At 58.9% G+C, this 13,964-nt stretch carries 10 protein-coding genes; 8 read left to right on the forward strand and 2 right to left on the reverse strand.

Going from position 1 to position 13,964, the window contains the following annotated elements; translation table 11 throughout:
- Positions 1-2: 2 nt before the first annotated feature.
- The 6 genes from LGH70_RS20645 (at position 3) to LGH70_RS20670 (ending at position 5,808) form a co-directional block, all read left to right on the forward strand.
- Positions 3-1,040, forward strand: coding sequence for an amidohydrolase family protein (locus LGH70_RS20645; RefSeq protein ID WP_226189642.1), 1,038 nt, complete (start codon positions 3-5; stop codon positions 1,038-1,040).
- A gap of 119 nt (positions 1,041-1,159) precedes the next feature.
- Entirely contained in the window at positions 1,160-1,657 is a 498-nt protein-coding gene (locus LGH70_RS20650) for a hypothetical protein (RefSeq protein ID WP_226189644.1), read from the forward strand.
- Entirely contained in the window at positions 1,657-2,985 is a 1,329-nt protein-coding gene (locus tag LGH70_RS20655; protein WP_226189646.1) for a hypothetical protein, read from the forward strand. Before LGH70_RS20650 ends, LGH70_RS20655 begins: the two co-directional genes overlap by 1 nt.
- A 155-nt stretch (positions 2,986-3,140) precedes the next feature.
- Positions 3,141-4,421, forward strand: a complete 1,281-nt coding sequence (gene kynU, locus LGH70_RS20660) for a kynureninase (RefSeq protein WP_226189648.1) — start codon at positions 3,141-3,143, stop codon at positions 4,419-4,421.
- An 89-nt stretch (positions 4,422-4,510) separates the two neighbouring features.
- Positions 4,511-5,158 carry a hypothetical protein gene (locus LGH70_RS20665; RefSeq protein ID WP_226189650.1) on the forward strand — a complete coding sequence of 216 codons (648 nt, stop codon included), beginning with the start codon at positions 4,511-4,513 and terminating at the stop codon, positions 5,156-5,158.
- Between the two features lie 50 nt (positions 5,159-5,208).
- A complete protein-coding gene (locus LGH70_RS20670) occupies positions 5,209-5,808 on the forward strand; it encodes an alpha-ketoglutarate-dependent dioxygenase AlkB family protein (protein WP_226189652.1) in 600 nt (199 codons plus the stop codon).
- 51 nt (positions 5,809-5,859) lie between these two features.
- Here LGH70_RS20670 and LGH70_RS20675 read toward each other — a convergent pair whose 3' ends face one another.
- A complete protein-coding gene (locus tag LGH70_RS20675) occupies positions 5,860-8,502 on the reverse strand; it encodes a TonB-dependent receptor (RefSeq protein WP_226189653.1) in 2,643 nt (880 codons plus the stop codon).
- A 467-nt stretch (positions 8,503-8,969) separates the two neighbouring features.
- Here LGH70_RS20675 and LGH70_RS20680 point away from each other — a divergent pair, with 467 nt between their 5' ends.
- Positions 8,970-10,349: an FAD-dependent oxidoreductase gene (locus tag LGH70_RS20680; RefSeq protein ID WP_226189655.1), complete on the forward strand. Its 1,380-nt coding sequence runs from the start codon at positions 8,970-8,972 to the stop codon at positions 10,347-10,349.
- 31 nt (positions 10,350-10,380) lie between these two features.
- On the opposite strand, the gene LGH70_RS20685 is transcribed toward LGH70_RS20680, so the two are convergent.
- Complete coding sequence (locus LGH70_RS20685; protein ID WP_226189656.1) at positions 10,381-10,908, reverse strand: hypothetical protein; 528 nt, start codon at positions 10,906-10,908, stop codon at positions 10,381-10,383.
- Between the two features lie 246 nt (positions 10,909-11,154).
- Here LGH70_RS20685 and LGH70_RS23880 point away from each other — a divergent pair, with 246 nt between their 5' ends.
- Positions 11,155-13,803 carry a T9SS type A sorting domain-containing protein gene (locus tag LGH70_RS23880; protein WP_226189657.1) on the forward strand — a complete coding sequence of 883 codons (2,649 nt, stop codon included), beginning with the start codon at positions 11,155-11,157 and terminating at the stop codon, positions 13,801-13,803.
- The last annotated feature ends 161 nt before the right edge of the window (positions 13,804-13,964 follow it).

The following is a 13,964-nucleotide window of genomic DNA, read 5'->3' on the forward strand; positions in this document are numbered from 1 at the left end:
ACGTGACTGTCGGCAGCATTCCACCCGTGCTCAAAATCGATATTCACACCCATATTCTGCCCGAGAAGTGGCCCGACCTGCGTGAGCGGTACGGCTACGGCGGCTTTATCCGGCTCGAACACCACAAGCCCTGCTGTGCCCGCATGATGCAGGACGACAAGTTCTTCCGCGAAATTCAGGACAACTGCTGGGACCCCGAGGTGCGCATGCGCGAGTACGACCAGTTCGGCGTCGACGTGCAGGTGCTCAGCACCGTGCCCGTCATGTTCAGCTACTGGGCCAAACCCCTGGATGCGCTGGACCTGAGCCGCCTGCTCAACGACCACATTGCCGGCGTGGTAGCCCGTTACCCCACGCGCTTCATGGGCCTGGGCACCATTCCGATGCAGGCCCCCGACCTGGCTATCAAGGAGCTGGAGCGCTGCGTGAAAGAGCTGGGCCTGGCTGGCGTGCAGATTGGCTCCCACGTGAACGACTGGAACCTGGATGCGCCCGAGCTGTTCGAGGTATTTGCGGCCGCCGAAGAGCTGGGCGCGGCCGTCTTTGTGCACCCCTGGGACATGATGGCCCAGCAAAAAATGCCTAAATACTGGCTGCCCTGGCTGGTGGGCATGCCCGCCGAAAGCACCCTGGCGCTCTGCTCCCTGATTTTTGGTGGCGTGCTGGAGCGCCTGCCCAAGCTGCGCGTGGCTGTCGCCCACGGCGGCGGCTCGTTTGCCAGCACCATCGGCCGCATCGAGCATGGCTTCCACGTGCGCCCTGACCTGTGTGCCGTCGACAATCCCGTGAACCCGCGCGAGTACCTGGGCAAGTTCTGGGTCGACTCGCTGGTGCACGACCCGCTGATGCTGGACTACCTGGTAAAGACGCTCGGGGCCGATAAGATCGTGCTGGGCACCGACTATCCGTTTCCCTTGGGCGAGTTGGAGCCCGGCCAGCTGATTGAGTCGATGCCGTACCCAGACGAAATGAAGGCCCGGATGCTGGGTTCCAACGCGCTGGAGTGGCTGGGAATTACCCCTGGGCTTAGCCGCTGGTAGCTGGACTTATATGAATATGGCGTTACTAATGTACCTTGCTTGCTAGAGTGTACTTGCTAGTAAGCAGAGGAGGAAAAGAATAAATGAGTAATTCAGCAGCACGGCAGCTACGAACAGCTTTGCTTAAGCTAGGCTTAGGAGCTATTCTTACAACTGGCTGCCAGTCCCAGGCCGAAGAAGTTGTGCGAATCGGCTTTGACGACATCCATGGCTGGGGCCCGCAGGACCCGCCCTGGCTGACTGATAGCACAGCACACTCCGGGCGTTGGTCATACAGCCTAAGTATTGCTGATGATTACGGGCCAAATTTTTCCCGCTCCTGGGCCGAATTAAACAATCCCAAAACCATTCGGGTGGGCGCCTGGGTATGGCTGCCCCACGGGCGAATAACCACGGCGCTGGCCATAAATGTAGAGCGTGACGGCGAAAAGATTTACTACAAGAGCATGGGCTTTCGGGAGGTTGTAAAGCGCTACCGCTCCTGGGAACTGGTGCATCAAACCCACGAGTTACCGGCGGATATGAGGCCGACCGATATGGTAAACGTGTATATATGGCAGTGGGGAGAGCATCACAGGATGAAGTGTGATGATATGTTCGTGGAAAAACTACGCTAATGCTTTTATCCGAATCCCAGTTAAATCATCCGGTGGTCCAGCCGATCCGTGGTGTTTTACAGCGCAGCACCACCATCTTCTTGGCAATAGCATTACACGCCGTTTTGCTAGTGGTTGCTTATTCGGTGCTGTATGCCTTTGGTGTTATTCAACAGTTGCCTACCGATCAGCGCCTGCTTACTTGGGATGCCAACCTATTCCACAACTTGTCGCAAACGGGGTATGACCAGGCCACAAGTGGCATCAACGCCTTTTTTCCTTTGCTTCCCCTCGTGTGGCATTACACGAATATGAGCGCCATATCCGTCAGCATTCTCAATGCCTGCTGCACTTGGGTTGGAGTAGGATTACTGGCGTGGAGCTTTCAGTTATCGTTCCGCCAGATTCTGGTGGCGTTGTCGGCCCCGATGCTCTTCTTCGGTTTGGTACCATACGCCGAGGCATTTTTCTTTTTCTTCTCGACGATAATGCTCGTGGGATTACACCAGCGTAAACATGGGCTGGTGCTGGTGGGCCTGTTTCTGGCTTGCCTGAGCCGCTCAGCTGCCACGCTTTTTGTGCCGGCGTATCTGTTTGCCGAGTTGCTGTGGTGGAGCCGGTCGGCCAAGCTAGCCAGCTTGCTGCGCATCATTACTGGATTATTAGCCATACTGACAGCTGTGGGAGGAGTTATGCTGGCTCAGTATAAAAGCCATGGCGACGCCTTTGCCTTCTTCAAGGTACACGATAAGCTCTGGGGGCATAAGATCCGTCTACCCGACGTTGTTTTATTTAGTTCGGGGGGCTTTAACATTCTATGGCTGGATGCCTTCGCTTTGATAATTAGCTTTATCTGCTTCATTTCCTGTGCCGTGCTGGGGATACGGTGGCTTAAGAAAAGTAATCCAGCAGAAGGGGCATTTCCCTCCAAGGCCGTGTTGTTTTCTATGGGGTACTGCGTGGGCGCGGCATTCTTCATTATTTTTTATCAGGGTGGTGATTTAGTGGGGATGGCCCGCTATGTTTTGGCTTCGCCTTTCTTTGTGGTGCTGCTCTGGTGGTGCTGGACGATGCCCGCCCCGCAGCAGCGTAAGTTGCTGGGTATTGTGGTGGGGACTGGACTTGCAGTGATAGTGTGTATGGGCGGAGTATGGCGCTTTACCAGCTTCTATCCGGGGCAGGCCGTGGTCTACTTTACCTTGTTTCTGTTGTATGTAGTGGTTTACCTGGCCGTGAGTCCCAACGCAGCCCGCTGGTACCGGGAAGCTGCTACCGGACTGTATATTGTAAACGTGCTGCTTATGGTATACCTCTTTGTGCTCTTCATGCAGGGCATCTGGATTAACTAGCGAAAGGTGCACGAAACCACTCTGGACTATGGTGATAAAAGCCCAATACCAACCGGCTCACGGTTGAGAAAAACAAGAGGAACCGAAGGGCTGCCCAAGCAATGCTCGGGCCTGAGGTAGCAGCGGGTCGATTTTACCTGTCTATCTTTACTTCTATGATTTCCTTTCTGCCCACCGCCGAATTTGCCGCTGCCCTCGACGAGCAGGACGCCCTGCGCGACTTCCGGCAACGCTTCCACCTGCCTCTGGCCCCCGATGGGCAACCCAGCGTCTACCTCTGCGGCAACTCCCTGGGGCTGATGCCCAAAGCGGCCCGCGCCGCCGTGGAAGCCGAGTTTGAAAGCTGGGAAACCCAGGGGGTGGAAGGTCATTTCCACGGCACCTCGCCCTGGATGCACTACCACGAAAGCCTGACCGACAGCGCTGCCCGCCTGGTGGGCGCCAAGCCCGTGGAGGTGGTGGTAATGAACAACCTGACGACCAACCTGCACCTGTTGCTCGTGTCGTTTTACCAGCCCAACACCACGCGCTATAAAGTCCTGATGGAAGGCGGTGCTTTCCCCTCTGACCAGTACGCGCTGGAGTCGCAGGTGCGGCTGCACGGCCTCGCGCCCGACGAGGCCATTGTGGAGCTGGTGCCCCGCCCGGGCGAGCATACGCTGCGCACCGAAGACATTGAGGCGGCAATCCAAGAGCTGGGCGAGTCGCTGGCCGTTGTTATTCTGGGGGGCGTGAACTACTACACGGGCCAGGCGTTCGACATGGAGGCCATTACCAAAGCTGGCCACGCCGTGGGTGCCAACGTGGGCTTCGACCTGGCCCACGCGGCCGGCAACCTGGAGATGCACCTGCACGACTGGGACGTGGATTTTGCCTGCTGGTGCTCCTACAAATACCTGAACTCGGGACCGGGCGGCACATCCGGCGTGTTCGTGCACGAGCGGTTTGCGAACCGCCCCGACCTGCTGCGCCTGGCCGGCTGGTGGGGCCACGACCCAGCCGACCGGTTCCAGATGAAAAAAGGCTTCCGGCCCATGACCGGTGCGGCCGGCTGGCAGCTCTCCAACGCCCAGATTTTCCCGATGGCCATTCACCGGGCCGCTTTGGCCATCGTGGACGAGGCCGGTGGCATGGCAGCGTTGCGCAAAAAGAGCGAGAAGCTCACGGCCTACCTCGAGTTTATGGTGCGCCAGCTGGAACTGCCCCGCGAGGTACTCGAAATCATTACGCCCCACGACCCCGCCGCCCGCGGCTGCCAGCTTTCCATGCTGGTGCACAAAAACGGCCGCGCCCTGTTCGACTACCTGGCCGGGGCCGGCATCATTGCCGACTGGCGCGAGCCCAACGTAATCAGGCTGGCGCCCGTGCCGCTCTACAACTCCTTCAGCGACGTGCAGCGGGTAGGAGAAGTGCTGGCGCGCTGGGCCAGTGTATAATATTTTGAGCATGTTTCGCCGACCAGCCGGGTTTTACGTTGTATTACTGCTGGGAACGTGGGAAGGATTTTTGCTGATTTACAAACGTCATGGCTGAAGAATACGCGGAGAAAATGTCCCGCAAAACCTTGTCGGAGCTGCTGCTCTACGTGCAAAATCGCGCCGAATACCGCGAAGATGCCGTATTAGCCGTGCTCGACGAGTTGGAGAAGCGGGGGCAGGCGCCACAAGAGGCTACCGCTATCCGGGCCGAGCTGCTGCCCATCGTGGAGCAGCAGCGCCAGGCCCAGCAGGCCGCCCAGGCCCAACAGGTAGCCGAGGAAACCGCTGCTGATCCGGACGCTGCACCGGTTGCTGAAGGACCGGCCCTGTACTCGCCCGGTACCATTGCCCTGTTCTCCATGCTGATTTCCTTTATTGCCGGCGGGGCGCTGCTGGTGGTGAATATGGTACGGCTCAAGGAGTCGGGCAAAGCTTTCCGCCTGGTGCTGTTTATGCTGGGCTTTCTGCTGGCCGCCGCTGGCGTAGTGAATTGGCTGATGATGACTTACGGGCCCCACCTGTGGTTTGTGAGCATGGTCAATCTGATTGCCGCCCTGGCGTATCTGCTCTATTTCTGGCCCCAGTACGTGGGGGCGCGTCCCTACGTCAGCCGGCATTGGCTGCCGGCTTTGCTGGTGTGCTTAGCTCTCATCTTCGGCCTTTATCTGCTGGCGCCCAACCTGGTGGGCAAGTAAACGCCGCCGGGTGCACCTGACCTGTTACTTCCGGTTCTGCTTTCTCCTCCGTGCCTCTTTCTTTTGTGCCGCTACCCAACGCCGAGGTTTTTCTCGACGCGCAGTTTCTGCCGGTGGCGGCGGCCGATGCCCTTTTCGCCGAGCTGGAGCAAACCATAGCCTGGCGCCACGAATCGATTAAGCTCTTCGGCAAGCTGGTACCCCAGCCCCGCCTCACTGCCTGGCACGGCGACCCGTCGGCCCGCTACTCCTACTCGGGCCTCAGTTGGGAACCCCAGCCCTGGACGCCGGCTCTGCAGGCCTTGCGCACGCTGGTCGAAGAGGCCACCCAAACCGGGTTCAACAGCGTACTGCTCAACCTCTATCGGGCCGGCCACGACAGTATGGGCTGGCACGCCGACAACGAGCCGGAGCTGGGCCCCGAGCCCGTAATTGCCTCCGTGAGCCTGGGGGCCACGCGCCGGTTTCGCCTCAAGCCCCGCGACCCGCTGGCGACGCCGCACGCACCCGTTTCGCTGGAGCTGGCCTCGGGCAGCTTGCTGCTCATGCGCGGCCCCACTCAGCAGCACTGGCTGCACGCGGTGCCCAAAACAACCCAGCCGGTTGGCCCGCGCCTCAACCTGACCTTTCGCCGGATTATACCCGCATAAAAGAAGGCTCCCCATTGCTGGGGAGCCTTCTTTTATGAAGCCAGACCGAATCTATTTGATGTCAATCAACAGGCCGGCGAAGATCAGGCGGCCGATGTTAGGACCACCGTATACCTGCGTGTTGTTGGCGTTGAACAGATTCGAGCCCCCCACCTGAATCGTGGTGAAGGCTTTGGGAATGACGTAGCCTACGTAGGCATCTACCGAGCTGTAGTCGTCCAGCGTGCCCACGGCAAACGGCATTTCGTACAGGTGGCCCTGGGCCCAGCGGTAGTTTACCGAGTAGTTGAAGTGGCGCGACACCAGGCCGTTGGCGCCGACGTTGTACTTGTGCTTGGGCGTGTTGAAAAATGCCTGGAAACCCTCGGGCAGCTTGCTCTCGTCGAGCAGGTTCAGCGAGTAGTTGGCCGTAATGGTCAGGGGGCGGCTCACGTTGTAGCTCAGGCCCAGGGCTGCCCCTTGGGTTTGTACTTCCTGCCGGGCGTTGGTCCACACCTGCAGCACGCGGGTCTGGGAGGCGGCCTCCCGGTATTGGGTAGGGGCACCGGCGGCCAGCTGCTCCTTGGTGGGGCGGCTGCCGTCCCGGTTGCCGATGAAGCGTTGCGCGCCGATGAAGTCGTTGTAGTAGCTGCGGAAGTAGTTCACATCAACCACCATCTTTTCCTGGAAGGTGCCTTTGTAGCCCACTTCGAAGGTGTTCAGGCGCTCCAGCTTCAGCTTGGCAATGTCAACCGGGGCCTGGGTCGTCGTGTTGACGCCTTGGAAGCCGTTGCCGACGTTGCCCAGCAGCACCACCTGCCCGATGTCGATGCGCACGTACTGGTCGAGCTGCGTGGGCGAGCGGAAGGCCCGACCGAAGGAGGCGCGGAAGTTGTGCTCCTTATTGGCACCCGCCGAGTATACGGCCGAGGCACGGGGCGAGAAGGCGGGCTTGAAGTTCTTGAAGTCGTCGACGCGGCCGGCCAGGGCCAGCTTCAGACGGTCGTTCAGCATGGTGTGGCTCAGCTGGCCGTAGCCACCCAGCTCGTAGTTCTGAATCCGCTCGTTGTCGTCGGAGAAGAAGTTACCGTTCGAGCCCAGGCGGAATTTACGGTAAGCGCCGCCCACAATCAGGCTGGTTTTTTCCGTCAGGGTGAAGTTGTACTGGGCGTTGCCTTCGTTCAGGTAAGAGCTGGGGTTCAGCTGGGCACCTTTACCAGGCGTCGGGTCGCTGATGATGTTGGAGCGCAGCTCTTGGAAGCGTGGATCCGAGGGCTTCAGCAGCGTAGCGTTAGCGGCGGCTTGGGCCTGCTCCAGGGTTTTGCCTTTCTGAAATTCGCTCAGGTACGTGGCATAATACCGCTCGGCATAGCTCATACCGGTGCCGTCGGGCGAAATCTTGGAGCCCTGGATGTAACCGCCCAAGAAGGTCAGGTCGTAAGAGTTTGCGCCAAAGTCCTGCACCGTCTGGCCCCGCAGGAACCAGTTCGCGCCTTTGATTTCACCGTGCAGCTGGTTGGTACCAAAGTCGCGCAGGCGGTAGCGGCTGCTGCTCTGGTAGGTAGCCGTGCCGCGGGCATAGTTGGCACCCACGGTCATTTTGATGTTGTCGGTCAGCAAGTACGACAGCGTGGGGTGCACCTTCAGCGACTTAGCTTGGTCATCTTCGCCAATCAGCTCCTTTTCCGTGTAGCCGGGCAGGAAAATGGTCTTGCCACGCACGCCCTCGGGGGCGGTGCTGGGGAAGGTGAAGCGGCCGATGTCGCCGTAGCGGTTCACGGCATCGTAGCCCAGGGGCGAGCCTTCGGCGTTGTTGGCGCGCTCAATCACGGTGCTGTTGGCGCCGTAGTTTTCCGCCAGCCAGTCGTTGGCTTTGGTGTAGGAGCCCACAATCTTGAAAGCAAACTTCTCGCCCAGCTTTTTGGCGTAGCGCAGCTGGCCGTCGAAGTAGCTCCGCTCGCCGCCGCGCACCCGCACGCTCAGGCCTTCGCTCACGAAAGGGTCTTTCGAGTTCAGCAGCAGTACGCCGTTAAAGGCGTTGGCGCCGTAGAGGGCTGAGGCCGGGCCGTGAATGATTTCCACGCTTTCCACGTCCAGCTCCGAGAGGCCGGTCAGGTTGCCGGCGTTCAGGTTCAGGCTGGGGCTTTGCGTATCGAAGTAGTCGGTCAGCTGAATCAGGCGCTCGGATTTGGCCGAGTTGAAGCCGCGCGTACTGATGGAGTTCATCAGCAGGCTGCTGCTGTTCACGTCAATTCCTTTGTACTGGCTCAGGCCGCCCTGCAGGTCGGCGGTAGTGATGCGCTCCACTTGCTGGGCATTCAGCTTCTCCACGGTCACGGGAGCCTGCAGAATACCTTCTTCCACGCGGGAGGCCGACGCAATAACTTCGCTGGTCAGTACCGAGTTAATCTTCAATTGCACCTTCACGGCCTGGTCGGGCTGCTGCAGAGTTATTTCGCGGCTCTCATAGCCCACGAACGACACCGATAATACGACCGGCGGCGTGCTGAAATCGGCCCGCAGCTGAAACTTACCGTCTCGGTCGGTGCTGCTGCCAATAAAGGTGCCTTTGACAAATACCGTAGCGCCCGGGAGGGCTTCGCCGGTCTCGGTTTGTACTACTCCGCTGACGGTGACGTCATCCTGAGCCCAGGCCCGGCCGCCGGCTAGAAGTAAGCATAAAAGGATGAGTAGAAAACTGTAGGGTTTCCTCATAAAAAAAGTGTGCAAAAGGTGGGGAGAAGCTTGTTTTCGAGCAGAAAAATCTCGTAAAAATAAAGTATGTATGCCGAATAACCAAATTGCAGCTTATGGGCTGCTATCTTGGCTGACTATGCATTGAATTGCATTATTCCGGAATATATACTTGGCAGTAAATGGAAGTTGGTTTTTTGAAAGCGGAAAAAGTATAATTGGTAGCCGTTGTAGGCTCTTCGAGCGTGGTAAAACGTATTAGTAGTTGCCCGGGCCACCTATTGACTTTACTGCACTGCTCCTTTCCCGCTTAATCAGGCCAATTAACAGCGCAAGATACAGTGGCCAAAACCCGGAATTGTCGCATTTACGTCCAACCTTAGCTACTTGCCCGTTGAAGATGGATAATTTCCGGCCCAAGCAACTAGCGGGAAAGGGTTACTTTCGCCCTGTATAGTTCCGCTCTCCTTCTCCTACGTTCACCCATCATGCCCACCCACTCGTTTTCCGCTACCACTTCTGCCGAAACACTCACCGTAATGGGGGCCGGGCTGGTCGGCTCCCTGTTGTCCCTGTTCTTGGCGCGGCGCGGCCATACCGTCGATGTGTATGAGCGGCGAGCCGATATGCGCCTGAGCGGGTCCGTCGAGGGGCGTTCTATCAACCTGGCGTTGTCTGACCGTGGCTGGCGGGCCTTGGAGGAGGTAGGTATCGGCGACGAAATCCGGCAGGTGGCTATTCCCATGTACCGGCGCGTGATGCACGATGCCCAGGGCAACCTGAGCTACCAGCCGTATGGCCAGGATAACCAAGCTATTTACTCCGTGTCGCGCGCGGGCCTGAACCGCACGCTGCTTGGGCTGGCCGAGGCCGACCCGCGCATCCGGCTGCACTTCAATCAGCAGTGCCTGAGCCTCGACCCGCGCACCCGGCAGCTGGAGCTGCGCGACACCATCACCGGGCAGGAGCAGCACACCACTTTCCGGCGCTTGTTTGGCACCGATGGGGCCTTTTCGGCCGTGCGCAGCGCCCTGCAGAAAACCGAGCGCTACAACTATTCCCAGAGCTACCTCGATTATGGCTACAAGGAGCTCAACATTGAGCCCGGCCCGGCGGGGGAGTGGCTGCTGGAAAAGAATGCCCTGCACATCTGGCCCCGCGGGCAGTACATGATGATTGCCCTGCCCAACCTGGACGGCTCTTTTAACTGCACTCTGTTTTTTCCCTACGAAGGCCCGCATTCCTTCGCTTCGCTGCAAACGCCCGAGCAGGTCCAGGCGTTTTTTGAGGAGGTATTTCCGGATGTGGTGCCGCTGATGCCCGAGCTGACGGACGAGTTTTTCCGCAACCCCACTGGCTCGCTGGTGACCATCCGGTGCTTTCCCTGGGCTTTCGACGATGACGTGCTGCTGCTCGGCGACGCCTCGCACGCCATTGTGCCGTTTTACGGTCAGGGCATGAATGCCGGCTTTGAGGACTGCACGGTGCTCAACCAGCTGCTGGAGCAGTATGGCGACGACTGGCACCGCATTTTTTCCGAGTTTCAGCGCCAGCGCAAGCCCAACGCCGACGCCATTGCCGACTTAGCCGTGTACAACTTCGAGGAAATGCGCGACCGGGTCGGCGACCCGCGGTTTCTGCTGCAAAAGAAGATCGAAGCCCGCATTTCGGCCCAGTTTCCCGGCAAATGGACGCCGCTTTACTCGCAGGTAACCTTCTCGCACACCCCTTACGCGGAAGCCTGGCAGAGTGGGCAGACCCAGGAACAGATTATGAGCCGCCTGATGCCCCATATCCAGGCCGAAGCCGACTACGACCGGCCCGAGGTACAGGCCCTGGTGGAGCAGGAAATGGCGCGCCGCGGCTAAGGCCGAAAGTTAGCCGGAGTTGGCCTTTGGTCTAGCTACTAAGCCAGAGGCCAACGCTAAGGCCGAAAACCAGCCCGATACCCAGGCTCAGGCCGGCCCAGGCCTCGGCTGGCGTGTGCGCATCCAGGGCTAGGCGCGCGCTGAGCACGCTACCGGCCAGCACCACCATCAGCACCAGTCCCCACAGCGTGTAGGCGGAAGGCCCGGTCAGATGAAACAGGAGCAGCAAACCCAGGGCGCCCCCCATACCCACGCCGTGGGCGCTTATTTTCCAGCGCAGCGAAATCAGAAAGGTCAGGAACACGGCTGCCGTCATGCCCGTCATGATCTGGCTGAGCAGCCGGTCGAAAATGGCGGGCTGGTAGAGCACCATCGTGGCCATACCGAAGCTGAAGGCAGCCAGCAGCAGCGGCAGGGGCCGCTGGGCCCGCTCGCGCAGGAGCAGGGAATTGACGTGGCCAAACCAGTACAATGCCCCGGTTCCAAGTGACGGTAATAGAAAGGTGAAAGCAAAAACAATAGCCATTACTACCCACCGATCAGCCGGGTCGGGGAGCATAATTGTGCCCGGCAACTGATAACATATCATATAAAATAGATACGAAGGCACCAGTAATGGGTGGAGAATTCCAGATAATATATTGGCAATCAGCTTGTTCAAAGATTAAAGAAAAATTAATGTCTTGGGCCCTAGAACTCCAAAACTACCAAAAGCATTATATTTATTCCTGATTAAGACGCGCTTAGCGTGTGTCAGGCCATACTCCAACACCCCTTCAATTTGTTCAATTTTACTCTCTAAATGGTGAAATCATCAACCCCCCGTAACCGTCAGTGGTGGGCTCTGCTGCTGCTGAGCGTCATTACCGCTTTTGGTGGCTTGTTCTTCTGGCAGCGCGGCGCTACCACCCCCATTTCCCAAAACCTGGAGCAGCGGCTCGAAGGTGAGGAAGAGGAGGAAAAGTCGAAGGAAGACCGCCCCGACCTGGCTCTTGAGCAGGACATCGAGCGTACCCTCGACCCCGCCCTGGGCATTGTGCCCCGCGAGCGGCTGATACAAGCCCAGGAATACGCTCAGCAGCTGCTGGCAGAGCGCCCCAGCCGGCGTCTGCCCGTCAGCAGCCTGACTCAGACCAGCTGGGTGGAGCGGGGCCCAAACAACGTGGCGGGCCGCATCCGGGCCCTAGTAGTTGACCCCGCTGATGCTACCGGTAATACGGTATGGGTTGGTGCGGCCGGCGGTGGCCTGTGGAAAACCACGACGGGGGCTTTGACTACGCCCGTGTCTTGGCAGAGCGTGGATAACTTCTTCGCCAATCTGGCGGTGACAGCCATTGCCTTCAACCCTCTCAATCCCGACATCATGTACTTCGGTACGGGTGAAGGCTACTACAACGCTGATGCCGTGCGCGGTCTGGGTATCTGGAAATCGACGGACCATGGCGTGACCTGGACCCAGCTGTCTTCTACGGCCCGCAGTGCTAACTTCCAGTACGTGCTGAAGCTGGTGGTGCACCCCGTAACCGGCGACGTATATGCCGCGACGCGTGGCGGCCTGTTCCGGAGCGCCAACGGCGGTACCTCGTGGGAGAAAGTGCTGGGCGCTGGCACCGGCGCCGTTTCTAACCGCGCTGCCGACATCGAAATCGGTGCTGACAATAAGATTTACGCCGCCATGGGCGTGCAGGAAGGCGACGCCATCTACCGCTCGACCACGGGCAATGCCGGCAGCTGGACCAACCTGAACACGCAGACCAACTCGGGCCTGCCAACCTCGGGCTATGAGCGCATTGAGCTGGCCTGCGCGCCGAGCGATGCCAACCGCGTGTACGCCCTGTTCCAGGACGTGAACAATGCCATCCTGGACATCTTCCGCTCGAACGACGGTGGTGCTACCTGGACCGCGCTGAACAAGCCCCGCTGGGAAAACTCCGACGACTTCACCCGCGGCCAGGCCTGGTACGACCTCTCCATCGGCGTATCGCCCAGCAACCCCAACCAGATCTACATCGGTGGTGTCGACCTGTTCCGCACCCTGGATGCCAATGCCACGCCCGTAGTCTGGAGCCAAGCTTCGTACTGGAGCCGGAGCAAAACCAACCCCGGCTACGTGCACGCCGACCAGCACACGGTAACCTTTGCTTCCAACGACGGTAGCAAGGCTTACTTCGGCTGTGACGGTGGTGTTTTTCTCACGGAAAATGCCTTTCCTGCTACCGGTGAAGTGGTATTCCGGCAGCGCAACAACGGTCTGAACGTAACGCAGTTCTACGCCGCCGCCATTCACCCCACCAACCGGAACTACTTCCTGGCTGGTGCGCAGGACAACGGTAGCCAGCGGTTTAATGCCGCTGGTTTGAGCAGCACAGCCGAAGCCTCGGGTGGCGACGGTGCCTTCTGCTTTATCGACGAGGATGACCCAACGTTCCAGTTTACGTCCTACGTCTACAGCAACTACTTCCGCTCCAGCAACAGCGGTGCTACCTTCCCCCGCATCACCAACAACAACAACGGTTCGTTTATTAACCCCACGGACTACGACAGCAAGAGCAACACGATGTACGCTGGCTCAACGGCCGGAACTATGTTTGTGTGGCCCAACGCAACGACTTCCAACACGACCCGGAGCATGGCTCTGCCTGCGGGCTCAGGCTCGGTGACGCACGTAACGGTTTCGAAGGTTCAGGATAACCGGGTGTTCGTGGGTACCAGCAACGGCAAAGTGCTGCGCATTGATGATGCCCTGGCCGAAGCTCCGGCTACGCCGACGTTCACGGAAATCCGGGCTGGTATCGGCTCGGTGTCGTGCGTGGCGGCTGAACCCGGCAACGACAACCACCTGCTGGTGACTTACTCCAACTACGGCGTGACCAGCGTGTGGGAAACCAGAAACGGTGGCACCACGTGGCGGAGCGTAGAAGGCAACCTGCCCGATATGCCCGTACGCTGGGCCCTGTTTGACCCTGCTAACCCCCTGCGGGCAATGCTGGCTACCGAGCTAGGTGTGTGGAGCACCGACAACCTGGACGCACCGGATGTGGCCTGGGACCCCGCCAACACCGGCATGGCCAACGTGCGCGTCGACATGCTGCGCATGCGCACGTCGGACAAGCAGATTGTGGCCGCTACGCACGGTCGTGGCCTCTATACCACGGATGTATTTGTGGCCCTAGCTAACAAGAACGCCGTGGCAGTAAATAACAAGTTCATCAGCAGTGCCTATCCGAACCCCTTCGTGCAAACCCTGAATGTGGAACTAAGCCAGGCTGCTGCCAGCGGTGCCACCATCAGCCTCTCCGATATGCAGGGCCGCGTGGTGTACAAGACCGAAGTGAAAACTGCTGACCGTCTGCTGAAGCTGAACGTGCCCAGCAGCCTCAGCGCCGGGGTATACACCCTGACCGTGCGTGACGCCAAGCAAATGGCTACGCGCCAAGTAGTACTAAAACGCTAGTAATAGCCGTAGTACGTGTTTGCAAAAAGGGGAGCCCTACACAGGGTTCCCCTTTTTTATTATCTGAATCTCTTGTGTGCCAAATGGTTTAAGCTGGGCTGCACGGGCAGTAGCCTAAGTCAGTGGTTGATTAGCAGTGTGCAAATAATAAGATTAAAGCA

Origin of the sequence: Hymenobacter nitidus (genome assembly GCF_020447315.1) — a bacterium.
In the GTDB taxonomy this organism is placed as follows: Bacteria; Bacteroidota; Bacteroidia; order Cytophagales; family Hymenobacteraceae; genus Hymenobacter; species Hymenobacter nitidus.